We start from the raw sequence: 26,823 nt of genomic DNA on the forward strand, positions 1-26,823 counted from the left end.
CCTCCCGGCCGCCGGCCCCTCCCACTCTCCGATCCCCGTCAGGTGCGGGACTTGGCCACCGCGGCGAAGGCGTCGGCGGCGGTGAGGTCGAAGTCGCCGTGGTCGCTGCCGAGCCCCTGGGCGACGAGTGCGGCGGCGGCGCTGCCGAGGACGGCGGCGTCGCTCGGCGTACGGCCCAGGCTCACACCCCGCAGATAGCCGGCCGAGAACGCGTCGCCGCACCCGGTGGTGTCGACGACGTCGACCACGAAGGCGGGGACCGGTTCCGCGCCGTCCGCGGTCACCACGAGCGCGCCGTCGCCGCCGCGCGTGACGGCGACGACGCCCGCGCCGGCGCCGAGGAGTTTGCGCGCGCCCGTCAGCAGGTCGCTCTCGCCGGTGAAGCCGAGGACCTGGTCCTCGTTGGGCAGCAGATGGTCGATGTACGGCAGGGCCGCCTCGATCTGGTCGAAGCTGCCGAGGACACCGGGGGCGAGCAGGTCCACGGAGGTGACGACACCGTGTTCCCTGGCGTACGACAGGATGCGCGTGGCGACCTCGACGCCGATCAACTCCGGTCCGCCCAGGTGCAGATGGTCGGCCTCGGCGAGGGCGTCCCAGGGGACGTCGTCGAGGCCGTAGGTGATGTTGGCGCCGAGCAGGTGCAGCGAGGGGCGGTCTCCGTTGGGCCGGATCGGCAGCACGCTCGCGGAGGTGGCGGTGTCCGTGCGGCGGACGAGGAACTCGGTGTCGATGCCCGCCCGGTCCAGCAACCCCACCAGCAGGTCGCCGGTCGGGTCGGAGCCGATGGCGCCGGCGCTGCGCACCTGCGCGCCCAGCTTGGCGAGGGTGAGCGCGGTGCCGCCCGCGGTCCCGGCGGCGGTCATCCGGATGTCGTCGACCAGCGTCGCGCCCTGACCCTCGGGTATCTCCTGCACCGGCCGCACCAGCACGTCCAGGACATGCACGCCCATGGTGAAGATCTTCATCGGCTATCCCCCTTCATCGGCCTCGTCGCCATATCGGCTTCATCGGCTCTGTTCCTGCGCGGGTGGTACGGGGTGGGTGGTGCCGTAGTCGCGGGCGATCGCGGCCTCGATCACGGCGAGTTGCTGCTGCTCGTCGAGGAAGCGGGGGCGGCCCATGGCGGCCGCGCGCTGGTAGACACCGCAGGCCCATTCGAGCAGCAGCGCGTTCTCGACGGCCTTGTCGAGGGTCGTCCCGTGGGTGACGGCGCCGTGGTTCGCCAGCAGGGCGGCGCTTCGGCCGTCGAGCGCGGTGAGTACCGACTCGGCGAGTTCGGGGGTGCCGAACGTGGCGTAGGGAGCGACCCGCACCGTGCCGCCGAGAGCGAGCAACTGGTAATGGATACAGGGAAGTTCGTCGAGCACACAGGAGACCGCGGTGGCCATCGGGGCGTGGGTGTGGACGACCGCGCCGGTTCCGTAGCGGCGGTAGACCCCGAGGTGCAGCTCCAGTTCCGAGGTCGGCCGCAGACTTCCGGCCACCACCTCGCCGTCGAGGTCGACCACGGTCACCTGGTCCGGGGTGAGTTCGGCGAGGACCGCTCCGGTCGCGGTGACCGCGACCCGGTCCTCGACGCGTACGCTCACGTTGCCGGCCGTGCCGATGAGGAGGCCTTCGGCCCCCAGGCGCCGGCAGACGTCGGCGACGGCGGCCCGCTCCTGTCTCAGCGCCGAGCTTGAGGCGGTCATGGGCGCGAAGGTAGCGTAAACGTGAAACAAAGTCACGTTCATGTTTGGAGGCAGTCCTTGGTCCAGGCGACCGCGGGTCCGGGCGGTGGCGCTCCCCTGCGCCGCACGCCGCGGCAGGCGCGCAGCAAGGCCCGTCTGGCCCTGATGCTGGAGGCCGCCGAACGCATCCTGGTCGGCGACGGCGTCGAGGCGCTCACCACGACGCGGGTCGCGGCCGAGGCGAAGGTGTCGGTCGGCTCGCTGTACCAGTACCTCCCCGACCGTGACGCGATCATCGACGCCCTCGCCACGGGTTACTTCGCCCGCCTCGAAGACGTCATGGACGAGCTGGTCCGGACGGCGGCGCGGGAGCGGTGGGACGATCCCGTGGGCGTGCTCCTCGACACTTTCGCCCGCGTCTACCGCACCGAACACGGTTTCCGTGCCCTGTGGTTCGGCAGCGGGCTGACCGAGCGGACCCGGGCCGCGGACCGTGAGCACAAGCGGCGGATGGCCGACGGCGTCCGCCGGGTGCTGCTCGCGCTCGGCGTCGCCCCCGACGACGAGGCGCTCGGGCGGGCCTGCCACGCGGCGATCCTCGCCGCCGACGCCCTCGCCCAGGAGGCCTTCCGGCGCGCCCCGGAGGGCGACACCGACCTCCTCGACGAGGCGAAGGCGATGCTGCGCTGCTATCTCACCGAGGTCGTCGCGCGCTTCGAGCGGCGGTAGCCGAAAGTCCGTGGCCGACTCCGTCGACCGCCCGGTAGCGTCGGGGCCCGTAGCCGACCGCGCCCGCGGTCGCCGCACCCGGAGAGCGCATCCCATGACCAGGCGACACCCCCCGGCCACCACGACCCTGTGGCGTCCCACCGGACCCAGGGAGCTGGAGCTGGTCCGTGAGCTCGGCCGGCGGGCCTGGCCGCCCCGGCTGCCCGAGCAGCCGATCTTCTACCCGGTCCTCGACGAGGACTACGCCATCCGGATCGCCCGGGACTGGAACGTCAAGCACGACGGCGCCGGCTATGTCACCCGGTTCGAGGTCGACACCGCGTTCCTGCGCAGGTATCCGGTCCGGCAGGCGGGCGGCCGGACGATCCTCGAACTGTGGGTGCCGGCCGAGGAGCTGGACGAGTTCAACGCCCATATCGTGGGCGAGATCGAAGTGGTGCACGTGTTCTCGTGACGCCCGCTGCAAGGTTTCCGCAAGGTCCCGGCAGGCCTTCCGTCCAGCGGGCGGGGCAAACGCCCGGCAGACGGGGCCGAGCCGGTCCCGCACGGACGACGGGGGTCTTGATGTCGGCGTTGCGCAAGAGTACGGAGTCGTCGGTCGAGGAGCGTGAGTGGCTGACGCTCGTCGAACGCAAGCTGGTCCTGGTCGTGGTGCACACCCTGACCTACGGCAAGCGGCTGGTCGAGGTGCTGTCGCTGCTGGAGGCCGACTTCAGGGTGCAGGTGGTGTTCACGGCTCCGCCGCACGTCTTCGGCGACGAGGTCCCGCGTTTCCTCGAAGGGCTGGGAGGCGCGGTGCTGCCGTGGGACGAGGCGGTGCGGATGCGGTTCGACCTGGCTCTCGCCGCCGGTCCGCGGGGCGTCGAGAAGATCTCCGGGCCGGTGATCGCCATGTCGCACGGGGCCGGTTACCTCAAGCGGCTGGTCTCGGTGCGGCAGCCGGGGGTGGCGGGGCTGCGCAGACAGGATCTCGTCCCCGGCGGCCGGCTGCCCGCCGCCGTGGCGGTGCCCCACCACGCCGAACTGGCCGACCTGGAACGGCACTGCCCGGAGGTGCTCCCGCTCACCCATGTGGTCGGCGATCCGGTGCACGACCGGATCGCGGCGAGCCTGCCGCTGCGCGCCCGCTACCGCCGGGCCCTCGGCCTCGCGGACGGCGAGAAACTGGTGGTGGTCGTCTCGACCTGGGGCGCGCGCTCGTCCTTCGGCCGGTTCGACGCGCTGCTGCCCCGGCTGGCCGCCGAACTGCCCGCGGGACGGTTCCGGTCCGTCATCCTGGTCCATCCCAACGTGTGGTCGGGGCACGGTTCCTGGCAGGTCAGGGCCTGGCTGGCGCGCTGCGCCGAGCCGGGTGCCGCCCTCGTGCCCCCGGAGGCGGACTGGCGCAGCGTCCTGATCGCCGCGGACTGGATCATCGGCGACCACGGTTCGGTGACGCTGTACGGCACGCTCACGGGTGCGCCGATCCTGCTGGCCGGTTCACCGGACCGGGAGATCAACCCCGCCTCGCCCGCCGCCACGCTCGCCGTGACCGCGCCGGCGCTCTCGCCCGCCCACCCGCTCGTCGGCCAGCTCCAGTACACGGCGGCCGAGTACCGCCGGGAGGAGTACGCGGCGATCGCCTCGCGCATCACCTCGGAACCCGGCCGTTTCAACCGCAACATGCGGCGGCTCATGTACCGCCTGATGGGTCTGGGCCGGCCCGCCCACGAACCGGTGACGGTCCCGCTGCCCGAGCCGCCCCCGCTGGACACCTGGGCGCGCGGGCGGCGGGAGGTGCCGGCGTGATGCGCTTCGTCTCCGTACGGCTGCGGGTGTCGCCGCCGTGCCCCCGGGTTCCGCGGGGCGCCCCGGCGGCGGACCTGTCGCTCCGTGTCCGCTCGGCCGCGGGCGACCACGACGTGCTGGCCCGGGTCGGTCTCCTGGCGCCCGGGGACCCGCCCGGCACGGGCGGGCCGGCGGCCGGCGCGGACGAGCACGTCGCCGCGGAGGCCGGACCGTGCCCCGGGATCCGGTGGCCGGTCTGCGCCGATGTACTGCACGACAGGTCTCCGCGTCCGTACGCCGAGGCGGTGCGCCGACTGGGCGACCTCACGGCCGCCCATCCGGGATGCCGGCTGGCCGCGGCGCCGCTGACCGGGGGCGGCTGGGCGGTCGTGGACGGAACGAGCCGCACGGTCCTGCCGCTGGCGCACCGGGTTCCCCCGGACCAGCCCCTGCTGGCGTCGTGCCTGCACGCCTGGCTGGTGGCGGGGCACACCTTGCGGGACATCCACGACATCCGCGTGGTGCGCGGCGGGTGAGCACGTCGGCACCTACGTGCGCCGGAGCCGGCGGGCGTCCGCCGGGCTGGTGGTCTCGTACAGGGCGAGGGCGCGGGCGTGGAACTCCTCGCCGGCCGTGTCCTCGCCCCGTTCCCGTGCGGTGTCGCCGAGCATCTCCAGGGTGCGGGCCTGCCAGTGGACGGCTCCGGAGGCGGTGAACACCGCGAGCGCCTCCGTCATGTGGGCGATGCCCGTGGGGTGGTCGCCGGCGCGGGCGCGGGCCCGGCCGAGGAAGGCGAGGGCCCTGGCCGTGTCGTGCGGGTCGGCCGCCTCCACGAGTCCCTGCCGGGCCCGGGCGAAACAGGTGACGGCCCGCTCGGGGTCGTGTTCGGCGAGAGCGACCTCGCCGAGGGTGATCCGGGCGAGCGCCACCCCGCGCGGGTAGCCGCACTCCTCCCAGATCGCCACGGCGCGGTTCAGCCGTGACACGGCCTCGGCGAACCGCCCCGCCTCGAAGTGGCAGTTGCCGAGGCCGAGCAGCGCCTTTCCCTCGTCGCGGGGGTCCTCCCCGTCGCGTGCCGCGTACAGGGCGGCCGTGTACCACTCCACGGCCTCGTCCAGCCGGCGGGCGGCGCTCAGCCCGATGGCCCCGGAGTTGAGCATCTGACGTTCGGCCTCCCGGTGTCCGTCGCGGCGGGCGGCCTCCAGACCGATGCGGTGGGCCTCGATCCACAGGTCGTAGTGGCGCAGCCGCAGGAACAACGGCCACATGGCGTCGACGAGTTGCCAGGCCGTGGCGTTCCAGCCGCGCTCGACGGCCAGGCGGAGGATCGCCATGAGGTGGCCGCGTCGCTCGTGCAGCCAGCCGAGGGCGCCTCGGTCGTCGGTGAAGGGCGGGGGCAGCGGGAAGGGGTGCGCGTAGGTCCGGGGCAGGGTGAACTGGATCGGGGTGATGAGGCGTTGGGCCTCGGTCGCGGTCACCAGATGCCAGTCGGCGACGCGCCGCAGGGTGCGTTCCCGGTCCGCCTCGGTGTCGGCCAGGGCCGCGCGGTCGCGGGCGTGGAGGCGGACGAGGTCGTGGAAGCGGAGCGCGTCCGGGCCGACCTCCTCCAGCATGTTGGCCTCGACGAGTTCGTCCAGCCGGCGCTCCGCCCAGTCGAGGGGCTCCGCGCAGGCCGCGGCGGCCGTCCGGACGTCGAACTCGGGCAGGGGCAGCAGCCCGAGGGCCCGGTACATCCGGGCGGCCTCCGCTCCCAGCACCGCGTACGACGCGTCCAGGGCCTTGCGCACGGTCGCCTCCCCTTCGACTTCCAGCGCGGCCAGCCGGCCGACGTCGGGTGTGAGCGCGTCGGCCAGTGCGGCGACCGGCTGTCCGGGGCGGGCGGCGAGCCGGGCGGAGGCGAGACACACCGCGAGGGGCAGACCCGCGCAGAGGTCCACGACCTGGCGGACCGCGGGCAGTTCCCCGGCGACCGGGCGCTCGCCGACACCCCGCAGGAACAGCTCCACCCCGGCGGCGGGGCCCAGCGCCCGCAGCCGGTGGAACTCCGCTCCGTCCAGCCGCAGCCCGGTCAGCCGGTGCCTGCTGGTCACGACGACGAGGCTGCCGGGCCCGCCCGGCAACAACGGCCGGATCTGTGCCGCGGAGAAGGCGTTGTCCAGCACCACCGCGATACGCAGGTCCGCGGTGACGGACCGCCACAGGGACGCCTGTTCCGCCAGGTCGACGGGGACCGCCCAGGCGCCGAGCGCACGCAGGAACCGGCCGAGGATCTCGCCCGGATCCGCCGGTCCGGCCGCCGCGTGCCCGCGCAGATCGGCGTGCAACTGCCCGTCGGGGACGACTGATTCGTGCCGGCGCAGCCAGCGGGAGACCAGAGTGGTCTTCCCGATGCCGGCCGGACCGTTGACCACGATCAGCGGCTGCCGTGACCCCGCGTCCACATGCCGCGTGAGCAGCCTGTCCAGGGCTTCCAGTTCGTCCCGCCGGTCGGTGAAGTGCGCCGGTACCGGCAGCAGTTGGCGGGGCGTCGGTGGTGGCTGCGGCGGGGCGGTCCGGACCTGGATGCCGCCGTGGACGTCACGGGCCTGGACGGTCGGTCCGTAGAACCGGGCCGATCCACCGATGGTGTTGCTGCTCGCTCTCCCCTGGTCGTCCTCCCGCGCCGCACTCATACCGCTCGTCCCCCTCCGACCGGTTGCCCGCTACATCGATCAAGGTGGTCCTACCCCCGGCGGGCCCTCGACGATGCAGGCCACGGACGCCGGGGCTCCGGCAAGGAAGCGATTCGGCCAGCACACCGGCCCCTCTTGGAAGCCCCTGCCCTCCCTGTCATGCTCTTCGCTCCATGGCATGACCGTCCCCGGTGCCGTGGTCGTCGAACGGCCGGACCAGCGGGAGGCGCTGGTGGAAATCCAGGTACTGGGCCCGGTGGGTCTGCGCGCGAACGGCCGCCGGGTGGAGCTCGGTTCGGACAAGGAGCGGACCCTGCTGGGCCTGCTGGCCCTGGACGTGGGCCGGCCGGTCGCGCTGGGCGTGCTCATGGACCGGCTCTGGGACGGTGAACCGCCGCCGCACGCACGGGAGAGCGCGCACAGCTATGTCTCGCGGCTGCGCAGGCGGCTGCGGCTGGCCGACCCGTCGTCCGCGAGCGCGCCACGCATCGTCAGCCGGGCCCACACCTACACGCTGGAAGCGGCCCGCGAGGCCGTCGACTGGCACCGGTTCCAGCAGTTCGTGGCGCGGGCCGGGGCGGTCGCGGCGGACGGCGACGACGAGCGGACGGCCGCGCTCCTCGCCCGCGCGGAAGGCCTCTGGCGGGGCGAGGCACTGGCCGGGCTGCCCGGACTGTGGGCCGAGACCACCCGCCGGGCGCTGGCGGAGCGGCGGCTCGGCGCCGCCGTCTCCCGGATCGCCGCCTCCCTCCGGCTCGGCCGGTACACGGCGGTGACCGCCGAGCTGTCCGCCCTCGTCGACCGGTATCCGGGCGACGAGACGCTGGCGGGTCAGCTGATGCTGGCGTACTACGGCGGCGCCCGGTACACCGACGCGCTGCGGTTGCACCAGGAGACCCGCCGGATGCTGATGACCCAGTACGGCTCCCGCCCGGGCGCCGAGCTGGACCGCATCCATCGCGGGATCCTCGATCGGGTGCCGGCCGCCGATCTCGTCCGGGGCCGCCCGGCCGTGCCCCGCCCGGCCCGCCCGGTCGCGGCCCCGCCGCCTGCCCGCCCGCGTCCGCCGAGGAACCTGCCGCATCAGCCGCCCCTGATCGGCCGTCTCGCCGAACTGCGGGCCCTGAGCGCCGCGGTCGACGCGGCGGCGGAGCAGGGCCGGGTGATCAGCCTGGAGTCCGTCAGCACCGTCAGCGGCATGGCCGGGGTGGGCAAGACCAGCGTGGCCGTGCACGGCGCGCACCGGCTGGCCGAGCGGTTCCCCGACGCCCAGCTGTACGTGGACCTGCGTGGCCACTCCCCCGTCGGCGAACCACTGGGTCCCGGCGCGGCCCTGGCCACCCTGCTGCGTCTGCTCGGCGCGCCTGCGGAGACCATCCCGGTCGAGCTGGAGGGCCGTACCGCCCTGTGGCAGACCATGCTGGCCGAGCGACGGGCGGTGATCGTCCTGGACGACGCGGTGAGCGCCGACCAGATCCGCCCGCTGCTGCCGAGCGGCTCGCCCACCCTGACGATCATCACGAGCCGACGCCGGCTGGCGGGTCTGCCGCAGGCCCGCCACATCCCGCTCGACGTGCTGCCGACCGACGACGCCATCGCCCTGTTCCGCGCCTGCGCGGGCGAGGAACGCACCCTGGACATGCGGGAGATCACCACGATCGTTCGATTATGCGGCCATCTCCCGCTCGCGATCGAGCTGGTCGCGAGCCGCTTCCGCGCCCACCCGGCGTGGACGCTCGGCACGCTGGCCGACCGCCTGACCCGTACCGAAGGACGGCTGGGCGAGATCCGGGATGCCGAGCAGGAGTTGCTGCGGGCCTTCGACCTGACCTACCGGACCCTCACGCCGGAGCAGCGCGCCGCGTTCCGCAGGCTCGCTCTGCACTCCGGACCGGACTTCACGGTGGACTCGGCGGCCGCCTCGCTGGACCTGCGCCCGGCCGCCGCGGAGCGCGTGCTGGAGTCGCTGCTGGCCTGCCATCTGCTCCGCGAGCCGACCCCGGACCGCTACCGGTTCCACGATCTGCTGCGCGAGTACGGCCACTCCAGGTCCCTCGCCGACGACACCGACGCGGAGCGTGCCGACGTCCTGCGGCGCCTGACGGACTTCCACGTCGACGCCGCCGACCGCGCCGACCGTCTCGCGTACCCCCGCCGTACGAGGCCCGCGCCGGCGCGCGAGCGCGGCACCGGCGCAGCGCCGCCCGACTGGCCCGACGCCGGGGCCGCGCGGTCCTGGCTGGCCGCCGAGCGCGCGAACCTGCTGGCCACCGAGCGCCGGGCACGTGGCCAGGGCCGTCCCGGGGCGGCCGCCCGACTCGCCTATGCCATGGCCGGTTTCCTCGACGAGGAGTGCCACTGGGTCGACGCCGAGGCCGTCCTGGTGACCGCCGTCGAGCACTGGACCGGGACCGGCGAGCAGGCCGCGCTGTGCCGGGCCCTGCTGCATCTCAGTGCCGTCCACGCGCACACCGCGCGCTACCCGGAGGCGGCGGAGAGCGGCGACCGGGCTCTGCGGATCGCCCGTGCGACGGGGGACGAGGAGGCGGAGGCCGAGGTGCTGCGCACGCTCGGCACCCTGAACTGGCATGTGGGCGATCATCAGGCGGCGCTCGTCCTCTTCCAGAAGTCCTTCGCGATCACCGCGATGTCAGGAGATTCCCTGGACCGCGCGCGCCTGCACAACAACATGGCGGTCACCCTGCTCTTTCTCGGGGAGTACGACCGTGCGCTGGAACATTTCGAGAAGACGCTGAGTGGATTCACCGAGGCGGGCGATCACGCGGCGCTCGGAAAGACGCTCAACAACATCGGCGATCTGTATCTGCGTCGCGGAGACCTGGAATCCTCGCGCCGCTCGTTCGAGGAATCACTGACATTCCTCGAACATTCCGGTAACCGTTACGACCGCGCCACGGTGCGCGGCAGCCTGGCCGATGTCCTCACGGAATCGGGTGACATCGCCGCGGCTCTCCCCCTTTACCAGGAGACCCTCGCGGAATTCCGCGCGCTGGCCGACCGGAAGAGTCAGGCCGACACGCTGATCGGTCTGGGCGAGGCGTACCGGAAAGCGGGGGAACCCGAGAGGGCCGTGCGGCACTTCCTGGACGCCCTCGACATCGCCCGCCTGATCGGCGCCGCCCACCAGGAGATACAGGCCCTGCGCCACCTCGGTCAGGCGCATTTCGCAGCCGGGCGGCTCGACTCCGCGGGGCAGGATCTGGAGGCCGCCCTGTCACTGGCCGAGCGCACGCACGACGTCGACGAGAAAGCCCGGACGGAAAGCGTCCTGACGGACGTACGGCGGACGGTAGGCGGCGCCTCGACAGCGCATACCTTACCGGGACTCACGTTCGAACCAGGCGGTAATTAAACGCGCAACCAGTGAATATCATTCAATTTCACCAATCGCCTCACGATCAGATATGTTCCCCTCCGCAAGATCATTGTCAAACATGGAGGGATCTCGTTCACGTGAGCACAATGCGTCGACTGGCCGTCGTCACCGGTCTCGCCACTCTCGCTATTCTTGGCGTGACCGCGCCAAATGCCTCGGCGGCCGAGCCCACCTCGACGGCGGCGGTCGGCACGTACCGGTGCATCATGATGTGACCCGCTGAGGGTCGATCGGCGCACCGGGGGGTGGCAGCACACGCCGCCACCCCACCCATCGGACACGAGAGGGCGGTGCGGGGTGGAGCCGATATCGGTGGCGCTGTTGGCGGCTCTGGCAGGAGGAGCCGGCGGCGAGGCCGGCCGACAGGCCTGGGAGACGCTGAGCGAACTGGTCCGACGCCCGTTCCGGCGCGACGGCAGCGGTGACGGCAACAGTGACGGTGACAATGACGGCAACACCGGGGCCCCGGCGGCGGGTTCGGCGGAACCGGAACTGGTCCGGCTGGCAGCGCACCCGCACGACGCGGCACTGGCCCGCGCGCTGAGCACGGCACTGGCGGTGCGGGCGGCGGGGGACGCGGAGTTCCGGGCGGGTCTCGTGCGGTGGCACCAGCTGGCCGGCTCGTCGCACAACGGCGATGTGCACAACGAGATCAGCGGCGGCACGTTCAACGGCCCCGTTCTCCAGGGCCGCGACTTCTCCGGCCTCTCCTTCACGACCCCGGCGCCACCGCGCGTGGACCCCGGCACGGACACCCCGCCCACCGCCCCGCACTGACGACACCGCCGGCCGGACCGGCAGGTGTCAGGCCAGCCGCTCCGCGAGGTGGTCGCCGACGCGCAGGGCGTTGGCGATGGCGGTCAGCGAGGGGTTGACCGCCCCGATGCTCGGGAAGAAGCTCGTGTCGACGACGTAGAGGTTGTCCAGGTCGTGGGCCTTGCAGTGGACGTCGAGGGCGGAGCTGGCGGGGTCGTCGCCGAAGCGGACCGTGCCCGCCTGGTGCGCGGTGGCGCCGATGGGCATGCCCTTGTGCAGATAGATGCTGTGCGACAGGAGATGGTGTTCGTTCATGCCCAGGTGACCGAGCATGCCCTGGAGTTTGTGCCGCAGGCGGTTCAGTCCGGCGACGTTGTTCTTCTCGTCCAGGGCGAGGTGGATGCCGCCGTCCCGGTCCAGGGTGACGCGGTTGCCCGCGGCGGGCAGATCCTCTCCGCACAGCCAGAAGTCGACCGCGTGGTGGGCGAGTACCTCGAACGGCATGTCGGGGGCCACCGCCCCGGCCCAGCGGGGCGCTTCGCCGTGGATCTGCTCGGAGTCGGACTTGCCGAGCATCTGGATGCCGCCGAGGGGGTAGTCCCAGTCGTCGGATCCCAGGTACCAGTCGTGCAGCGCCAGGGTCTTCTGGAACCGGGTGTCGTTCGGTTCCCTGGACACGGCCATCAGGGCCAGGTTGTTGTGCCGCATGTAGTGCCGGCCCACCACGTCCGAGCTGTTGGCCAGTCCCCGCGGATGCCGGTCGTCGGCCGAACGCAGCAACAGGACGGCGGAGTTGACGGCGCCACAGGCGACCACCACGAGGTCGGAGCGGAACTCCACGGTGGCGGCGTCCGGGTCGCCCGGCTCCCCCACCGTGGCGACGACCGAGGTGACGCTCCGGCCGGTCGCGTCCGTCTCCAGCCGCCGCACGTTCGCGTGGGTGACCATCTCGACGTTGGGGTGTTCGAGAGCGGGGTCGACGCAGATGACCTGTGCGTCGGACTTGGCGCCGACCAGGCAGGGGAATCCGTCGACGCGGTCGCAGCGGATGCAGGCGCTGGTGTGGGTGGCCCGGCCCCGTTCGTCCTGGGTGAGGTTCACCCCGATCGGGAGGTGGAAGGGATGCAGTCCCTGCTTCTCCAGGTCGTGGCCGAGTTGCTGGATGCGCGGCTCGTGCTGGACCGGCGGATGGGCGTACTGGGCGCTGGTGGGGCCCTCGGTGGGGTCCTCGCCGTGCCGGCCGTGGACGAGATAGAGGTGTTCGGCCTGCGTGTAGTACGGCTCGAACTCCTCGTAGCTCAGGGGCCAGGCGGGCGACACGCCGTCGTGGTGGCGGAGTTCGCCGAAGTCCTCGGGGCGCAGCCGGAAGAGCGCGGCGCCGTAGAACTTGGTGTTGCCTCCCACGTAGTAGTTGACCTCGGGCGGGAACTCCTTCCCGTCCTTGTCGTACCAGAACTCCGGGGCACGGTACTTCCCCTTGACGAAGACCGCGGTGGAATCCCAGTTGTCCCGCTCACGGGGCAGATAGCCGCCGCGTTCGAGAAGGAGGATCCGCTTTCCGGTGGGTGCCAGCCGATGGGCGAGAGTGCCACCGCCCGCACCTGTACCGATGATGATGACGTCGTAGTACTGCGCGTCGGTCATGCCGGCCACCGTCCTCGGAGCATGCGCCGGTCCTGCCGAGTGAAGGGGCCGTCCGACCCGACCACCAACGTATCTCCGGGCGATGCTTCCGGCGAGTCGGGCCCGTCGGGTGAACCGAGGCGCCGGGCGGCGCCGCCGGCTCGTGCGCGTACGCGCGCCGATCGAGCCGTGTCACAGGACCGCGAGGGGATTGACGGGAGAGCCGGTGGCCTCGGGCAGCCGGAGCGGGGCGATGACGCAGAGGAACGACCAGCGGCCTTCACGCGCGCAGACCCGCGTGAGGTCCTCGAACCGCAGATAGTCCAGCAGGTGCAGTCCCATGGCGTGGATGCCCAGCACATGGACCGGGAACGCGACGCCCTGAACCGCGCTGGGCGCGCTGTCGTTGTTGCCGTCACCGCCGAGTACGGACACCTCCCGCTCGGCCAGGAACTCCATGGCCGTCGGATGGAGTCCGGCACGCGCGTCGGCCACGTCCCAGGGGCCGAGCTCCTCGCGGCGGCGGCGGTGTCCGACCCGTACGAGCAGGATGTCGCCGCGGCCGACCCGGACGCCCTGCCGTGCCTCGGCGGCGGCGAGGTCCTCGGCCCGCACCCGCGCTCCGGGTTCGAGCCAGGGGACGCCGTGCAGCCGGGGGATGTCGAGGAGGACCCCGCGTCCGACGATGCCGTCGCGGGCGAGGTCGACGGACAGGGCGCTCGCGCCGTCCGGTGACAGTACGTCCGCCGCCGGTACGCCGCCGTGCAGGGTGCCGTCGTAGACGACGTGGCACAGTGCGTCGAGGTGGCTGTTCACGTCGCTGTGCACGTTCATGGCGAAGCGGTCCCGGGCGAACTCCAGTCCCCTCGGGCCGGGTCCGCCGTCGGCCGGGGCGGTGAGCCGGTGTTCGGCCGGATCTGCGTCGTCAGGTCCGCTGCGGGTGTTCACAGGCGAGGCGAGCGACACCGTACGCCCCGACCGCACCTCGCGTACGGCGGCCAGCACGTGCTCCGCGGTGATCGTGTCCAGGGCGCCCCGGCGCCCGGCGCCGCCGGGAAACGTGTCGCGCAGGTGCCGGTACAGACGCCGGAAGTCGGCCTCGCTCAGCTCGCCGCTCGTCCGCATGCCCCCACCCTCCGGCAGGTTCCCGGCCCCCGCACGCCGAGTCGCCGGGTCCGGGGACCGCCGCGTCGTTGAGTGAGCGAACGCCGCACGCGCGGCCGGGCGGGCGCGTAGGAGCGGCGTGGGTGAGCGGTGTACCGAGGTGCGGCCGCCTCCGTCCGATGCTGCAATGAAGTCCGAAAACAGGGGGCCGCTGAACGCCGTGACCACCCAGGGGTGAAGCAGTGAGCGATGAATTCGTCGAAATGGGACCGATCGACTATGTCGTCGTCGAGTTCCCCGGGAACCGCATGACCGGCGAGGGCTTTCCCCTGCTGGTCGATCTGGTGGACCGCGGCCTCATCCGGATCCTCGATCTGCTCTTCGTCCGGAAGGAGGAGGACGGATCCGTGGTCGGGCTGGAGATCGCCGATCTCACCGGCGACGGGGTCCTGGACCTGGCCGTGTTCGAGGGCGCCTCCTCCGGCCTGCTGGGCCAGGACGACATCGAGGAGGCGGGCGGCGCTCTGGGAGCCGGCAACTCCGCGGCGATCCTGGTCTACGAGAACCTGTGGGCCGCGCCCTTCGCCACCGCCCTGCGCCGCGGCGGCGCACAGTTGGTCGCCTCCGGGCGGATCCCGGTACCGGCCGTCCTGGCCGCGCTGGACGAGACGGACGACCTGCGGCCGCCGAGGACGTAGAGACACCGTCGCCGTGACGGAAGACCAGGTATTCCTGGGCCTCGGCCTGATCATCGTGCTGGCCGTCGGCTCCCAGGTGCTGGCGAACCGTCTGCGCATCCCCGCGCTGATCGTTCTGCTGCCCGTCGGATTCACCGCGGGCGCCCTGACCGACGACGTCGACCCCGAGCGGCTGCTGGGCAGCACCTTCTCCCCGCTGGTCTCGCTGGCCGTCGCGGTGATCCTCTACGACGCCGGCCTCGGCCTGGACCTGAGGGGCTTGAGAGACCACACCCGCCGGGTCGTGGTGCGGCTGATCTGGTTCGGCGCGCTGGTCAGCGGCGTCTCGGCGGTGCTGGTGGCCATGCCGTTGCTCGGGATGTCGCAGGGCGCGGCCGTGATGCTCGGAGCGATCCTGGTGGTGTCCGGGCCGACGGTCGTCGGGCCACTGCTCGCCTTCGTCCGCCCCACGGAGCGCCTGCGGCGGATCCTCGTCTGGGAGGGGTCGCTGATCGATCCCGTGGGCGGCATCCTGGGCGCGCTGGTCTTCCACGCCGTCACGGCCGGCGGGCCCGGCGGCTTCGGCAGCCGGATCGGCGCCTTCGCCGTCAGCACGGCGGTGGGGGTGGCGGGGGGCATCGTCGGAGCGGCCGTACTGACCGTGGCGCTGCGCAGGCTCCGGCTCGGTGAGGTGCTCGCCACCACGGTGCAGCTCGCCGCGGTGGTCGGCGTGGCGGCCGCCTGCGACATCGTCCGGGACGACACCGGACTCATCGCCGCCGTCCTGATGGGGCTGGCGGTGGCGAATCTGTCCGGCGGGAGCGTCACGGCGCGGCGGCCGTTCTTCGAGACCCTCGTGGCTCTGGTCATCGGTCTGCTGTTCATCTCCATCTCGGCCACCGTCAGCCCCCAGTCCCTGCGGCATGTGGTGCTGCCGACGCTGGGGCTCGTGGCCGTCCTGGTGCTCGTGGCCCGCCCCCTGGCGGCGGCCGTGTCGGCCTGGGGAACCGATCTGACGGCCGGGGAACGGGGCTTCCTCGGGTGGATGGCGCCGCGCGGGATCGTGGCGGCCGCCACCGCCTCGACGTTCTCGGCCACGCTCGTGGACCAGGGCGTCGGGGGCGCGGCGAAGATCCTGTCGGCCACGTTCGTGGTGATCGTCGCCACCGTCACGCTGTACGGGCTGAGCGCGGCGGCGGTGGCCGGGCGGCTGGGCGTGGTGCGCTCGACGCGTTCCCGACCACTGCTCGTGGGCGGCGATCCATGGGTGGTGGATCTGGGGCGGGCCCTGCGGTCGGCGGGGCTGGAGGTGGTGATGTGGGCGGGGCGCGAGACGGAGCGGGACAGCATCAGGGCCGCCGGGATCGAACTCGCCCCGGGAGAACTGTTCGCCGCGGCCACGGGCGAGGGCGCCGAGCTCGAAGGCCTCACCGGGGTCCTGCTCCTCACCGTCGAGGACGACTTCAACGCGCTGGCGGCCACGCATCTCGCGGGCAGCGTCGAGGGCACGGTCCACCGGCTGCGGCCGCCCGCGGAAAGCCAGGGCGTCATCACTCCCTACGCGGGCGGCGAGGTGCTCTTCGATCCGGACCTGACCGGGCCCGAACTGGCACGTCGTCACGCCCGGGGCGCCCGGGTCGTGACGCATCGCTGCGACGGCATCCTGCCGGCCGGACACCGGATGCTGTTCCTGGTGCGCGGTGACGGCCGGCTTCTCCCCGTCACCCGGGCCGGCGGCCCGGCGCCGCGGCCGGGGGACCTCGCCGTACTCCTGAGCGCGTGACCCGTCAGCCGCCCGTGGACCGCCCGAAGGAGGCGACGGCGGCCCGCACCCGGGCGAGGGCGGCCGGCAGAGCTGCTGTGGCGTCCAGGGTCAGGCCCGGCTCGTCCGGTTCCAGTGGCTCCAGCGTCGCGAACTGCGAGTCGACCAGCCGGGCGGGCATGAAGTGACCGGTGCGCCGGGACACCCGGTCCCGTGCGGTGTCCCGGTCCAGGGCGAGGTAGAGACACCAGAGCCGGGCGCCCGCGGCCGCCCGGAGTTCGTCGCGGTACGCCCGCTTGAGGGCCGAGCAGGCGACGACCAGCCCCTCCCCGGCCTCGGCGGAGCGCCGGAGGCGGTCGGCGAGGGCCCGCAGCCAGGGGCCGCGATCGGCGTCGTCCAGGGCGTGGCCGGCGGTCATCTTGGCGATGTTGGCGGCGCTGTGGAAGCCGTCGCCCTCGACGAACGTCACTCCGAGCCCCTCGGCGACCGCCTTGCCGACGGTGGTCTTGCCGGAACCGGACACCCCGAGGACCAGCACGATCGGCGGTGCCTGCCCGGCCCCGCGCACCGACTCCCCGCCGCCGTTCACGGGCTCTCGGGCTCCCGTCCGACCGCCGTCCGCCGCAGGTCCGCCTCGGTGAGGGGCTGGAGGGTCCCGGCGGTGTCCAGCCGGTAGAGCAGGACGAGGGGCGGTCCGACGAGCACCACGGCGACGGCCGTGACCAGCAGCAGCCAGCGCAGTGTCGTCGTCGCGCCGGCCGCCTCGGACACGGTCAGCGAGGTGGGGATGAGATAGGGCCGCTGGGCCAGCCCCCACGCCACGACGACGAGGGCCACGCTGCCGACGGCCGTGATCCTCGCCCATCCCGTGGCGGTGCGGTACAGCAGCACGGCGGTGGCCAGCGCGCTGACGACGGCGACCAGGACGAGGGCGAGACCGATGCCGCTGGTCAGCCCGTCGTGGACGTAGCGCGCGTCATCACGGGTGACGACGAGGCCGACGCACGCCAGTACGGCGAGGACGGCGAGGCTGCACCAGGCCCGCAGACGGAAGTAGCCGACCAGGTCGGCGGCGTCGAAGCGGCGGGCGTCGGCGGTCAGGAAGACCGCCCCGAGGAAGGCGGTCGCGGCGACGGTCAGCAGGCCGGCGATCACGGAGGTCCCGTTGGACCACGCGTCGGCCGACGCCTCGGTGCCGGGAGCCACCCGGCCCGTGGCCAGCCCGCCGACCGCCGCGCCGAGGAAGAAGGGCGTCAGCAGCGAGGAGACGGCGAAGACCGCGCCGTAGACCCTGCGCCCGGCGATCCGTTGCGTGGGCTTGCGCAGGGCGAACCCGGCGCCGCGCAGGACGAGTCCGACGGCCGCCAGTGCCAGCGGCAGCCACATGGCCGTGAAGACCGTCTGGAACAGGACCGGGAAGCCCGTCCACATGATGACCAGGACGAAGATGAGCCAGACGTTGTTGGTCTCCCACACCGGCTCCATGGCGTGGTCGATGAGCCACCGGGGGCGCTTGCCCCGCCGGGTGCCCCCCGCGAGCAGGTCCCAGAATCCGGCGCCGTAGTCCGTGCCGCCGGCACACGCGTAGGCGGTCACCACGGCCAGCAGCACCCAGGCGACGGCGTCCTCGGTCATGTGCCGCCTCCGTCCTTTCCGCCGGTCGTGGACAACGGCCGGGGCCCGTAGGGGGTGTCGCCCTCCACGTCCCCGGGGGCGGCTGCCGTGGCGGCGCCCTCGTCGGCCAGCCGCCATCGTCTGCTCATCCTCAGCAGGACGGTCAGGAAGGCGCCGAACACGAGGACGTAGAGCACCACGACGAGGCCGAGCATCGTCCACAGGGTCGGGGCCCGGGTGTCCGTCACCGCCTCCGCGACCCGCATGTTCTGGTAGACGATCCAGGGCTGCCGACCCACCTCGGTGGTGATCCAGCCGCACTCCACGGTGAGCAGACAGGCGCCGCCGGCCAGTGCAGCGCACCGGAAGAACCACGGCGACCCGGGCAGGTCACGGCGGCGGAGCCGGCACCAGCCGTACCAGAGGGCGAGCAGGACGAGCAGGCTGCCGACGGTCACCATGATGTCGAACGCCCAGTGCGCGATCGTGGCCTGAGCGGCCGTCGGGCGGTCGCTCGCCGGGACCGAGGAAAGTCCCGTCACCTTGGTGTCCGGGCTGAAACCGGCCAGGATCGAATCCAGTTGGGGGATCCTGATCCCGCCGGAGATCGTCCCGTCGGCATGCAGCCGCCCGAACATGTACTCCGGCACGTGGGTGTCGGTCTTCCAGACGATCTCGGTGGCCGCGAACTTCACCGGCTGCTTGTGGAAGACGGACCGGGCGATCGAGTCCCCGAGCACGAACTGCACGGGGGTCAGGATCGCGGCGACGGTGAACGGCACGGTGAAGCCGAGCCGGTGGTAGCGGTCCCGGCGACCCCGCAGCCAGCCGACCGCGTACACCCCGGCGACGACGTAGCCGGCCGTCAGCACCACTCCGACCACGAAGTGCCAGTACTCCGGGCCGAACATCGGGGTGAAGATCGCCCTTCGTACGTCGACGTCCACGGGCTTGCCGGACGCGTCGAGCGAGAAGCCGCGCGGGGTGTTCATCCAGGAGTTCGCGGCCACGATGCCGAACGCCCCCATCAGGGCGGCCAGCGGCAGGGGAAGGCCGAGCCAGAAGTGCGTCCACGGCTTGAGCCGGCGCCAGCCGTACAGGTAGAGGGCGATGAGGATGGCCTCGAGGAAGAACGCCCAGGCCTCGACCCCGAAGCCGAGGCCGAAGACATCACCCCACCGGCCCATCATCCCCGGCCACAGCAGGCCGAGTTCGAAGGAGAGCACCGTGCCGGTGACGATCCCGATGGCGAACTGGACGGCCATGACCGCCGACCAGCGCCGCGCGAGCAGCAGGGCGACGGCGTCGCCCTTGCGCAGCCCGCGGTAGTGCATCAGGAGGGTGATGGCGGGCAGGGCCACGCCGAAGGGCACGAGCAGGATGTGGGAGCCCAGGGTGAAGGCCATCAGCTCCCGGGCCGGCAGCAGTTGTGCGGGGCCGTCCGCCAGCAGTTGGTCGATCGCGCTGTTCACATGGTCCTCGGTGGCTCGTCCGGGATGGCGGACACGCGGCGGGTCTCAGCCACCCGTGGCGAATCCGGGGAACAGCGTCATCCCGCCGTCGACGTAGATGGTGGTCCCCACCACGTAGTCGAGGAGGTCGGAGGCCAGAGCGGCCACCGCGTTCGCGATGTCGTCCGGGTCGCCGACGCGGTGGTAGGGGATGAGCCGGAGCAGTTCGGCCTCGGCCTCGGGGGTCTCCCAGGCACTGCGGTTGATCGGCGTGCGGATGGCTCCCGGAGCGACGGCGTTCACCCGGATCCGGTGCGGCGCGAGCTCCTGCGCGAGGGTCGCCATGAGCATCTGCACCCCGCCCTTGGACGACGCGTAGTTCACATGGCCCGCCCAGGGGATGATCTGGTGGACCGAACTCATGCAAACGATTTTCCCGGCGGACCGGGACACCTCCGGAACGACACCGCGCCGCATGAATTCCTTGGCCGCTTCACGTGCGCACAGGAACTGGCCGGTCAGATTCACGTCCAGTACCTTGCGCCACTGGTCGATGGTCATGTCGGTGAGGGCCGCGTCCCGCTGGAGGCCCGCATTGGCGACCATGACGTCGATGGTGCCGAACTCCTCGACCATTCGGGCGACCATGTCGACGACCTGGTCCTCCTGCGACACATCGGCCTCGTGCGCATAGGCGCGGACGCCGAAACCCTCGATCTCGCGAACCACTTCTTCCGCGGCTTCCCGCCCCGCCACGTAGTTCACGACCACATCGGCGCCCACTCGCCCCAGGCCGATCGCCGTGGCCTTTCCGATGCCGGAATTCGCGCCCGTCACCAGCGCTTTCTGCCCTTTGAGAAGCAGCGGGGCAAGGGGCTGGCGACCGTTGTTGCCGCTGGTTTCCACTCGTGTCTCCCTGTGCGTGCCGGCGCGGACATTCGACGGACGTTCAAAGGAATCCGCCCGACAACGAAAACACGTGGGGACCGGTGGGGCACGGCGGGACGTCTCCCGTCAGCCACGCGGGTGCCCGCCCACGCCGAACGGCCCGTTGCCCGCCGACCGGGCCGCGCGGGCGGCGCGGGCGGCGCGGGCGGCGCGGGCGGCGCGGGCGGCGCGGACGCTCGGACGGGCCGGCCGGACGGGACGATCGACAGGCTGGTCGTACGGGCTGGTCGGACCGGCTGGTCGACGGGCTGCTCGGAGGCCGCCAGGACCGGCTACTCGGTGCGGGCGTCCCGGCCCGTTCCGACGCACAGCGCCCAGATGACGAAGGCGTCCACGGCGATCAGCACGATGGCCCAGACGGGTTGGTACGGCAGCCACATGAAATTGGCGATCATCGACAGGCCCGCCAGGCCGACGCCGATGACGCGTGCCCACGCCGCGCCGCGGAACAGGGCGGCGCCCGCGAGCGCGACCAGAACGCCGAGGACGAGATGGATCCAGCCCCAACTCGTCAGATTGAAGTTGTAGGCGTAATCACGGGTGACGACAAAGACGTCGTCCTGGGCTATGGCGGCAATTCCCTGGAATATCGCCATCACCCCGCCGAAGATCATCATGACTCCGGCGAAGCCGGTCCAGCCGGACACCCACGCTCCGCCGCTGCTTGCCGTTCCGTGTCCGTGATGCATTCCGGTCGCGGCCATTTCTGGCTCCTCCCACTTACATCTCGCCACTGACAGGTGGCCGTTCGGTCGCCCGGATATCAGCTTGCCACGAGAAGCACAAACCGGCAGAACACCGGTATTCACGCAGTTCAGCGCAGGGGCCGAGGTGCGAGGGAAATCCGGCGGTGGTCCAATGGGGGTATCCGGCGCGCCGACCGTCGCGTGCCGGCCGGAGAAGTCGTCTCTTCCGCAGGTCTCCGGCGAGAAAGGAAACCGCCGTGCCAGGTCTCCTCCGCGGGGTCGCCCGCACAGCCGTCGTGGCCGGTACCGCGACCGCCGTGTCCAACCGCGTGTCACGCCGCCAGCAAGGGCGCTGGGCCCAGCAGGAGGATCAGCAGGCCGCGCCGCAGCCGGCGCCGGCCGCCGCTCCCCCGCCCGCCCAGCCTGCCGACATGAGCAGCAAGATCGACCAGCTGAAGCAGCTCGGGGAGCTCAAGGCCCAGGGTGTCCTCACCGACGCCGAGTTCGAGGAGCAGAAGCGCAGGATCCTCGAATCCTGATCCTGAGGCTGGTCCCGAGGCGAAAGGCTGTACCGGAACCGCTCCGGTACAGCCTCTGACCCACGACCTACGATGCCCTACGCATTCGTAGAGTCGGGACGACAGGATTTGAACCTGCGACCCCTTGACCCCCAGTCAAGTGCGCTACCAAGCTGCGCCACGTCCCGAGGCGTTGCCGCGGCGGTGAGCTGCGGGAACGCACAGGCAGAGCCTACCGTACGGGGGTGGGTGCGGGGGTCGGCGCCTGGTGGGCGACCGGCTCCGGCAGACGGCTCGCGCGGCGGACCGGGACCAGCAGGGCGGCGAGGGCGGCGCCCAGGCAGAGCACCGCGAGCAGGGTGAATCCATGGGTGTAGCCGGAGTCGTAGGGCAGGCCCGACGGCTGGAGGCGGCCGGTGACCAGGACGCTGGTGACGGCGGCCCCGATCGACCCCCCGATGGTGCGGATGTTGGCGTTCATGCCGGTGGCGGCGCCGGTCTGCCCGGCGGGCACACTGCCGACGATGAGGTTGGCCATCGAGGCGAAGGCCAGGCCGATACCGAGGCCGAACACGCCTGCCACGAAGGCGACCTGCCACCGCTCGTCGTGCCAGAGGGCGAGGAAGCCCAGGGCGAGGGCACCGAGTGCGGCGCCGGTCGTGAGCAGCGCCTTGGCGCCCACGCGGGGCTCGAGACGGCCGCTGAGCACACCGGAGACGAACATCGCGAGCAGCATCGGCAGCATGAGCAGCCCGGAGGCGGTGACGCTCGCGCCGAAGCCGTAGCCGGCCGTGCTCGGGGTCTGGACGAAGCCGGGCAGGAAGGACCAGATCGCGTACATGCCCGCGCCGAACAGCAGGGCGGCGAGGTTGGTGGTCCACACGGCCGGCAGTCGCATGATGCGCAGGTCGATCAGCGGGCTGCGGGAGCGGGCCTCGGTGAACAGCCACAGCGCGAACAGCGCCACGGCCACGGCGAACAGACCGATCACCCGGGCCGAACCCCAGCCCCAGCTGCCCGCCTGACTGAGCGGCAGCAGCAGGGCGACCAGCCAGCCGGACAGCAGCACGGCGCCGAGCCAGCTGACCTTGCCCTCCGCCCGGTCGGGCGACTCGGGCACATAGCGCAGGGCGATCAGGGTGGCGGCCGCGACGATGCCGACGGGGATCCAGAACAGCCAGCGGTAGTCGAGCGCGGAGACGATCGGTCCGGCCGCGACCATGCCGACGCCACCACCGGCGGCGATCACGGCGGACAGGTTGCTGATGCTGCCCGGCACCCGGGAGGGGGCGAACTCGTCCCTGATGATGCCGAAGGAGAGCGGGAACAGGGCGCCGCCGACGCCCTGGACGACCCGGGCGAGGATCAGGACGCCGATGTTCGGCGCGAGCGCGGCGAGCAGACAGCCGGCCAGGACGGCGAGCAGAACCCCGACGAGGGTGCGCTTCTTGCCGATCAGGTCGCCGACCCGGCCGAGGATCGGCGTGAAGACGGACGCGGACAGCAGATACGCGGTCATCACCCAGGTCGCGGTGGACTGCGAGGTGTGCAGCGCGTGCTGCACGGTCGGCAGGGCCGGCGCTATCAGCGACTGGAGCATGGAGAACACGCCGGCACCGGTCGCGAGGACCGCGAAGGTGAGGCGGGTGGACTTGCGGGGCATGACAAGCCTCTCGGAAGGACCCGGAAAGAGGAGAAGAGGCCTCGGACTGTTAAAGTGGAGGCACCCCTCCACTGTAGCGGAGGCATCCCTCCGTTTCAACCGAGTCCCGCCCAGGAGGCAGCAGTGCCGGATCAGCAGTTCCCCGTCAGCGAGATCGTCGCGGCCCAGCGCCCCGTCCGCAGGGACGCGGCCCGCAACTACGACGCGCTGCTGGCCGCCGCGCGCGAGGCGTTCGCCGAGCACGGCTCCGAGGCGTCCCTGGAGGACATCGCCCGGCGCGCCGGCGTCGGCATCGGCACGCTGTACCGGAACTTCCCGACCCGCCGGGCACTGTTCGAGAGCGTGTACGCGGACGAGGTCAACGCGCTGTGCCGGTCTGCCGTCGAGTTCGCCGGCCTGGAGCCGTGGGAGGCGCTCACCGCCTGGCTCGAGCGGTTCGCCGGTTACATGGTCACCAAGCGGGCGGTGCGCGAGGCACTGGAGGACGAGTCGGAGATCTTCCAGGCCTGCCGTGACTCGATGTACGCGGCGGGCGGCCCGCTGTTCGAGCGGGCCCAGCGGGCCGGGGCGGCCCGCGCGGACATGGACTTCGGCGATCTGCTGCGGATGGTCGCCGGGATCACCGCGACGGCCTTCGTGGACGACGCCCAGCGCGACCGCGTCCTGGCCATCGCCATGGACGGGGTGCGCGCCGGGCGCTGACCGGGCTGGACGGCGTGCGCGCCGGGCCCGACGGGAGGGTCAGCCGGACAGCGGGTACTGCGGGGCGAGCAGGTCCGCGATCCGCTCGGTGATCGTCTGGGCGGTGTTGCCCTCGGGGGCGTCCGGGCCCACCGTCGTGGACACCGCGATGGACAGCCGCTGGTGCGGCTCGTACGCCATCACCGCCGCGTAGCCGAAGAAGGACGGGTTCTGCACCACCCAGCCGTTCTTGACGACGACGCCGATGCCGAAGTGGAAGTCCTCGGTCATGGGCAGGCAGACCGTGGCGGGGCAGTTCGCGGTGGGGTGTCCGAGGCCGACCGTACCCGGGTCCAGCTGGGTGTCGAAGGAGCGCTTCGAGAGAAGTTCGCCCGAGCCGATGCCCTGCCCGGAGCGGGCCAGGTCACAGATGTCCTGGGTCAGGATGGCGCCCGGGGCGGTGGTCCAGGAGGGGTTGAAGTAGGTGGACTCCTCGTAGGTGCCGCGTTCGTCGTCGTAGGCGTGCAGCACGGGCGGCGGGATGAGCGCGTTGTCGTTGCTGCGGGTGTTGCGCAGCTTGAGGGGCTTCATGATGCGCTGCCGCAGGAGACGGTCGAGCGGGGTCTTGGAGATCTTCTCCAGGGCGCGGCCGAGGAGGACGAAGTTGGCGTGCGAGTAGCTCCAGTTGGTGCCCGGCCGGTACCACAGGGGATGGCTGAGGGAGATCCCGACAACCTCCTCGGGGGTCCAGTGCTGCCAGGGGTCGGCGTAGAGCTTCTTCAGGAACACCGGGTCGGTGACGTAGTCGTGCAGGCCCGAGGTCGAGTCGCCGAGCATCCGCAGGGTGATCTTGTCGCCGTGCGGCAGGTCGGGCAGCCAGCGGGAGACCGGGTCGTCGAGGCGTGCCTTGTGCTCCTGGACGAGCTGGAGCAGCACCGTGCCCATGAAGGCGATGCCGACCGAGCCGGTCCGGAAGTGCATCGCGGGCGTGGCGGGCACATCCGTGAGGGACTCGCCGTCCGCGCCGGTGACGAGCTCACGCCCGTCGACCGTGACCTTGACCAGGGCGGCCTTGAGACCGAGTTCCTTGCGGGCGGCGCGGACGAGGGCGAGTACCTCGCGCGCCTGGCCCCGCGGTTTCGGGGTGGCGGCGCAGGCCCGGTCCTGGTGATCGGGGACGGCGGTGGCGGCCGCGGCCGCCGTCTGGAGGGTGGAGGCGAGGAGAGCGGCGGCGCACAGCAGCGCCGTACGGGTACGCGTCATACGGGCACTATGGGCCGATTGTCACATCGGTCACGGGGTCAACACTCCGTGCGACGTCACCCCGGACCCGTACGGCCCTCGGCACACCTCCCGCGCCCCTGTCCGGTCGACCCGACCGGTCGAGACGCACAGGCCGGACCACCGCCGCCGTCCTGACCACCGACGCCGTCCTGACCACCGACGCCGTCGTAACCACCGACGCCTTCCGGGCCTGCCGTCCGGGTCGGCGGCAAGGCGGCGGCGCGAGCCCGCATGGCCCGGCCTGTGCGCGGCTTCGCCCGGGCGGCGACCGAGGCGGACCGGCACACGCCTCTCGGCCCCGGCCGGGCAGGGGGCGCCGCTGACCGCTGGTCGCCTGCCGAGGGCCAGTGGTTGCCGACTGCCGACTGCCGGCGAGACTCGTCGGCTGCCGGCAGGCCAAACGGTCGGCGCTGCTCGCGGAGACGACCGACGCCGAGGAGGCCCGCCGGCTCGGCCCGGTCGGCGGGGTGGTGGCCGGGGCCCGGGCGGACGCCCTCGTCGACGACCTCGCCGCGGAGCCACCCGTGCGCCGCACGCTCTTCACCGACGACCAGGACGCGGGCCGCGCCGGACGCCGCGATCGGTCACGCCATGGAGCGCCGGGCGTTGGGCCGGACGGTCGCGCCCTTCCGGAGGATGTCGTTCGAACTCGCCGACCTGGCTGCCGAGTCGTACCGGACAGACCCTGCTCGATCGTGTCGTCGCCGAACTCGCCTCGGGCCGGCTCTTCGGCACCCACACGGCGAAGGGAAGCCCTTCCGCACCGAGCTGCGCACCATCGGTGTCGACCGATGTCTTCAACTCTTCGGCAAACAGGGATACATGCTCCTGGAGTAGCCGATCGCCCGGCTGGACGCGGACACGCGCAGCACCCGCATCCACGCCGGGACGAGCGAGGTCATGCAGGCGGGGCATCGGGCACGGAGACAGGGAGGACGGTGAGGCATGGAGGACTTCTCCGGTCGGCCGGGGGTGGCGTTCGTCGCGGGAGGCACGGGCGGCATCGGCGCGGCGGTCGTACGGACGCTGGCGGCACGCGGCAGCGCGGTGGTGTTCACCTACCGGGCCCGGCGGGAGGCGGCGCAGGCCCTCGCCGACGAGACGAAGGGGCTCGCACCGCTCCCCCTGGACCTGACCGACGAGACGGCGACGGCCCGGGCGGTGACCGCGACCGCCGAGGCACACGACGGCATCCACACGCTGGTGTACGCCGCCGGTCCGCACGTCCCGATGCGGCATCTGAGCCGGGTGACGCCGGGCGAGTACCGTGCCCAACTCGACGCTGACGCGGGGGCGTTCTTCAATCTCGTCCATCCGGCGCTGCCCGTACTGCGCCGGAGCCGGGGCAGCATCGTCGCGGTCACCACCGTCGCCACCCGGCGCTTCCCGGTGCGCGACGGACTGTCCTCGGGGGCGAAGGGAGCGGTCGAGGCGGTCGCCCGCGCCCTGGCCGCCGAGGAGGGGCGCTACGGGGTCCGCGTCAACTGCGTCGCGCCCGGCATGCTCACCGACGGCATCGCCGGCCGGCTGATCGAGTCGGGCGAACTGGACGACGAAGCGCTCGCGGTCACCCGGCGGAACATCCCGCTGCGCCGGTTCGGGGAGGCGGCGGACATCGCGGAGGCGGTGTCCTTCCTCGCCTCGGACCGGGCCGGATTCATCACGGGCCAGGCCCTGGGGGTGGACGGTGGTTACAGCGTGTGAGGCGCCCGGCCTCGTGGAGAGGGCCGAGGGACGGGTGACCACGCAGTCAAGCCGGTCGACGACCTCCCGAAGACCGGCTCGACTCCGTAGTCGTTCCAGTCTTCGGGGCGGTCC

General features: G+C 72.3%; 24 protein-coding genes and 1 tRNA gene. 12 read left to right on the top strand and 13 right to left on the bottom strand.

Features of this window, described 5'->3' with window-relative positions; all coding sequences use genetic code 11:
* Window positions 1–38 precede the first annotated feature (38 nt).
* The gene (locus OHU34_RS06965) at window positions 39–968 is read right to left on the bottom strand and encodes a carbohydrate kinase family protein (protein WP_142267206.1); all 930 of its coding nucleotides are present in this window, start codon (window positions 966–968) and stop codon (window positions 39–41) included.
* A 39-nt stretch (window positions 969–1,007) separates the two neighbouring features.
* Complete coding sequence (locus tag OHU34_RS06970) at window positions 1,008–1,694, bottom strand: class II aldolase/adducin family protein (RefSeq protein ID WP_142267205.1); 687 nt, start codon at window positions 1,692–1,694, stop codon at window positions 1,008–1,010.
* Window positions 1,695–1,751: 57 nt separating this feature from the next.
* On the opposite strand from OHU34_RS06970, the gene OHU34_RS06975 reads away from it, so the two are divergent.
* The 4 genes from OHU34_RS06975 (at window position 1,752) to OHU34_RS06990 (ending at window position 4,705) form a co-directional block, all read left to right on the top strand.
* Window positions 1,752–2,402 (top strand): TetR/AcrR family transcriptional regulator, encoded by a 651-nt coding sequence (locus OHU34_RS06975; RefSeq protein WP_142267204.1) that lies wholly within the window; start codon window positions 1,752–1,754, stop codon window positions 2,400–2,402.
* Window positions 2,403–2,496: 94 nt separating this feature from the next.
* On the top strand, window positions 2,497–2,856 hold the full coding sequence (locus tag OHU34_RS06980; RefSeq protein WP_142267203.1) for a hypothetical protein: 360 nt from the start codon (window positions 2,497–2,499) through the stop codon (window positions 2,854–2,856).
* 110 nt (window positions 2,857–2,966) lie between these two features.
* On the top strand, window positions 2,967–4,190 hold the full coding sequence (locus OHU34_RS06985) for a hypothetical protein (protein ID WP_142267202.1): 1,224 nt from the start codon (window positions 2,967–2,969) through the stop codon (window positions 4,188–4,190).
* Window positions 4,190–4,705 carry a hypothetical protein gene (locus OHU34_RS06990; protein WP_160160020.1) on the top strand — a complete coding sequence of 172 codons (516 nt, stop codon included), beginning with the start codon at window positions 4,190–4,192 and terminating at the stop codon, window positions 4,703–4,705. The genes OHU34_RS06985 and OHU34_RS06990 overlap by 1 nt, the downstream gene beginning before the upstream one ends.
* A 12-nt stretch (window positions 4,706–4,717) precedes the next feature.
* On the opposite strand, the gene OHU34_RS06995 is transcribed toward OHU34_RS06990, so the two are convergent.
* The gene (locus OHU34_RS06995; protein ID WP_405765388.1) at window positions 4,718–6,841 is read right to left on the bottom strand and encodes an ATP-binding protein; all 2,124 of its coding nucleotides are present in this window, start codon (window positions 6,839–6,841) and stop codon (window positions 4,718–4,720) included.
* A 178-nt stretch (window positions 6,842–7,019) separates the two neighbouring features.
* Here OHU34_RS06995 and OHU34_RS07000 point away from each other — a divergent pair, with 178 nt between their 5' ends.
* The 3 genes from OHU34_RS07000 to OHU34_RS07010 all read left to right on the top strand — a co-directional run bounded on the left by OHU34_RS07000 (window position 7,020) and on the right by OHU34_RS07010 (window position 11,015).
* Entirely contained in the window at window positions 7,020–10,214 is a 3,195-nt protein-coding gene (locus OHU34_RS07000; protein ID WP_142267199.1) for a tetratricopeptide repeat protein, read from the top strand.
* Window positions 10,215–10,315: 101 nt separating this feature from the next.
* On the top strand, window positions 10,316–10,453 hold the full coding sequence (locus OHU34_RS07005; protein ID WP_160160019.1) for a hypothetical protein: 138 nt from the start codon (window positions 10,316–10,318) through the stop codon (window positions 10,451–10,453).
* An 82-nt stretch (window positions 10,454–10,535) separates the two neighbouring features.
* On the top strand, window positions 10,536–11,015 hold the full coding sequence (locus OHU34_RS07010) for a hypothetical protein (protein ID WP_405765392.1): 480 nt from the start codon (window positions 10,536–10,538) through the stop codon (window positions 11,013–11,015).
* A gap of 27 nt (window positions 11,016–11,042) precedes the next feature.
* Here OHU34_RS07010 and OHU34_RS07015 read toward each other — a convergent pair whose 3' ends face one another.
* On the bottom strand, window positions 11,043–12,638 hold the full coding sequence (locus OHU34_RS07015; protein ID WP_142267197.1) for a GMC oxidoreductase: 1,596 nt from the start codon (window positions 12,636–12,638) through the stop codon (window positions 11,043–11,045).
* A 171-nt stretch (window positions 12,639–12,809) separates the two neighbouring features.
* Window positions 12,810–13,742, bottom strand: coding sequence for a cyclase family protein (locus tag OHU34_RS07020; protein WP_405765394.1), 933 nt, complete (start codon window positions 13,740–13,742; stop codon window positions 12,810–12,812).
* Window positions 13,743–13,984: 242 nt separating this feature from the next.
* Between OHU34_RS07020 and OHU34_RS07025 the strand changes: the two genes are divergently transcribed.
* Window positions 13,985–14,419 carry a DUF6325 family protein gene (locus tag OHU34_RS07025; RefSeq protein ID WP_142268181.1) on the top strand — a complete coding sequence of 145 codons (435 nt, stop codon included), beginning with the start codon at window positions 13,985–13,987 and terminating at the stop codon, window positions 14,417–14,419.
* A gap of 13 nt (window positions 14,420–14,432) precedes the next feature.
* Window positions 14,433–16,181 (top strand): cation:proton antiporter, encoded by a 1,749-nt coding sequence (locus OHU34_RS07030; RefSeq protein ID WP_405765397.1) that lies wholly within the window; start codon window positions 14,433–14,435, stop codon window positions 16,179–16,181.
* Window positions 16,182–16,185: 4 nt separating this feature from the next.
* On the opposite strand, the gene OHU34_RS07035 is transcribed toward OHU34_RS07030, so the two are convergent.
* From OHU34_RS07035 to OHU34_RS07055, 5 genes are all read right to left on the bottom strand, one after another.
* A complete protein-coding gene (locus tag OHU34_RS07035) occupies window positions 16,186–16,749 on the bottom strand; it encodes a gluconokinase (RefSeq protein ID WP_142267195.1) in 564 nt (187 codons plus the stop codon).
* The gene (locus tag OHU34_RS07040) at window positions 16,746–17,795 is read right to left on the bottom strand and encodes a cytochrome d ubiquinol oxidase subunit II (protein ID WP_142267194.1); all 1,050 of its coding nucleotides are present in this window, start codon (window positions 17,793–17,795) and stop codon (window positions 16,746–16,748) included. The genes OHU34_RS07035 and OHU34_RS07040 overlap by 4 nt, the downstream gene beginning before the upstream one ends.
* Window positions 17,792–19,180 carry a cytochrome ubiquinol oxidase subunit I gene (locus OHU34_RS07045; protein WP_235034648.1) on the bottom strand — a complete coding sequence of 463 codons (1,389 nt, stop codon included), beginning with the start codon at window positions 19,178–19,180 and terminating at the stop codon, window positions 17,792–17,794. Before OHU34_RS07045 ends, OHU34_RS07040 begins: the two co-directional genes overlap by 4 nt.
* Window positions 19,181–19,291: 111 nt before the next feature.
* On the bottom strand, window positions 19,292–20,131 hold the full coding sequence (locus OHU34_RS07050; protein ID WP_142267192.1) for an SDR family oxidoreductase: 840 nt from the start codon (window positions 20,129–20,131) through the stop codon (window positions 19,292–19,294).
* A 314-nt stretch (window positions 20,132–20,445) separates the two neighbouring features.
* Entirely contained in the window at window positions 20,446–20,877 is a 432-nt protein-coding gene (locus OHU34_RS07055) for a hypothetical protein (protein ID WP_142267191.1), read from the bottom strand.
* A gap of 239 nt (window positions 20,878–21,116) precedes the next feature.
* On the opposite strand from OHU34_RS07055, the gene OHU34_RS07060 reads away from it, so the two are divergent.
* Entirely contained in the window at window positions 21,117–21,398 is a 282-nt protein-coding gene (locus OHU34_RS07060) for an SHOCT domain-containing protein (protein ID WP_142267190.1), read from the top strand.
* Between the two features lie 93 nt (window positions 21,399–21,491).
* Here OHU34_RS07060 and OHU34_RS07065 read toward each other — a convergent pair.
* Both OHU34_RS07065 and OHU34_RS07070 read right to left on the bottom strand, forming a co-directional pair.
* Window positions 21,492–21,565: transfer RNA gene (locus OHU34_RS07065), tRNA-Pro, on the bottom strand.
* Between the two features lie 44 nt (window positions 21,566–21,609).
* Entirely contained in the window at window positions 21,610–23,040 is a 1,431-nt protein-coding gene (locus OHU34_RS07070) for an MFS transporter (protein WP_142267189.1), read from the bottom strand.
* Window positions 23,041–23,163: 123 nt separating this feature from the next.
* Between OHU34_RS07070 and OHU34_RS07075 the strand changes: the two genes are divergently transcribed.
* Window positions 23,164–23,742, top strand: coding sequence for a TetR/AcrR family transcriptional regulator (locus OHU34_RS07075; RefSeq protein ID WP_020127431.1), 579 nt, complete (start codon window positions 23,164–23,166; stop codon window positions 23,740–23,742).
* 39 nt (window positions 23,743–23,781) lie between these two features.
* Here the strand turns inward: OHU34_RS07075 and OHU34_RS07080 are convergent, their stop codons facing one another.
* Entirely contained in the window at window positions 23,782–24,984 is a 1,203-nt protein-coding gene (locus tag OHU34_RS07080; RefSeq protein WP_142267188.1) for a serine hydrolase, read from the bottom strand.
* A gap of 966 nt (window positions 24,985–25,950) precedes the next feature.
* Between OHU34_RS07080 and OHU34_RS07085 the strand changes: the two genes are divergently transcribed.
* Window positions 25,951–26,709: an SDR family NAD(P)-dependent oxidoreductase gene (locus tag OHU34_RS07085; RefSeq protein ID WP_142267186.1), complete on the top strand. Its 759-nt coding sequence runs from the start codon at window positions 25,951–25,953 to the stop codon at window positions 26,707–26,709.
* Window positions 26,710–26,823: the final 114 nt, after the last annotated feature.

This window comes from Streptomyces sp. NBC_00080, from assembly GCF_045041255.1.
GTDB lineage: Bacteria > Actinomycetota > Actinomycetes > Streptomycetales > Streptomycetaceae > Streptomyces > Streptomyces coriariae.

Excerpts from the sequence above, each read along its gene's own strand:
- OHU34_RS07015 (WP_142267197.1), bottom strand. The coding sequence starts at position 12,638 with ATGACCGACGCGCAGTACTACGACGTCATCATCATCGGTACAGGTGCG.
- OHU34_RS07070 (WP_142267189.1), bottom strand. The coding sequence starts at position 23,040 with ATGCCCCGCAAGTCCACCCGCCTCACCTTCGCGGTCCTCGCGACCGGT.
- OHU34_RS06990 (WP_160160020.1), top strand. The coding sequence starts at position 4,190 with ATGCGCTTCGTCTCCGTACGGCTGCGGGTGTCGCCGCCGTGCCCCCGG.
- OHU34_RS07085 (WP_142267186.1), top strand. The coding sequence starts at position 25,951 with ATGGAGGACTTCTCCGGTCGGCCGGGGGTGGCGTTCGTCGCGGGAGGC.
- OHU34_RS07040 (WP_142267194.1), bottom strand. The coding sequence starts at position 17,795 with ATGACCGAGGACGCCGTCGCCTGGGTGCTGCTGGCCGTGGTGACCGCC.
- OHU34_RS07025 (WP_142268181.1), top strand. The coding sequence starts at position 13,985 with ATGGGACCGATCGACTATGTCGTCGTCGAGTTCCCCGGGAACCGCATG.
- OHU34_RS07055 (WP_142267191.1), bottom strand. The coding sequence starts at position 20,877 with ATGGCCGCGACCGGAATGCATCACGGACACGGAACGGCAAGCAGCGGC.
- OHU34_RS07045 (WP_235034648.1), bottom strand. The coding sequence starts at position 19,180 with ATGGCCTTCACCCTGGGCTCCCACATCCTGCTCGTGCCCTTCGGCGTG.
- OHU34_RS06980 (WP_142267203.1), top strand. The coding sequence starts at position 2,497 with ATGACCAGGCGACACCCCCCGGCCACCACGACCCTGTGGCGTCCCACC.
- OHU34_RS07000 (WP_142267199.1), top strand. The coding sequence starts at position 7,020 with ATGACCGTCCCCGGTGCCGTGGTCGTCGAACGGCCGGACCAGCGGGAG.
- OHU34_RS06965 (WP_142267206.1), bottom strand. The coding sequence starts at position 968 with ATGAAGATCTTCACCATGGGCGTGCATGTCCTGGACGTGCTGGTGCGG.
- OHU34_RS06970 (WP_142267205.1), bottom strand. The coding sequence starts at position 1,694 with ATGACCGCCTCAAGCTCGGCGCTGAGACAGGAGCGGGCCGCCGTCGCC.
- OHU34_RS06995 (WP_405765388.1), bottom strand. The coding sequence starts at position 6,841 with ATGAGTGCGGCGCGGGAGGACGACCAGGGGAGAGCGAGCAGCAACACC.
- OHU34_RS07080 (WP_142267188.1), bottom strand. The coding sequence starts at position 24,984 with ATGACGCGTACCCGTACGGCGCTGCTGTGCGCCGCCGCTCTCCTCGCC.
- OHU34_RS07020 (WP_405765394.1), bottom strand. The coding sequence starts at position 13,742 with ATGCGGACGAGCGGCGAGCTGAGCGAGGCCGACTTCCGGCGTCTGTAC.
- OHU34_RS06985 (WP_142267202.1), top strand. The coding sequence starts at position 2,967 with ATGTCGGCGTTGCGCAAGAGTACGGAGTCGTCGGTCGAGGAGCGTGAG.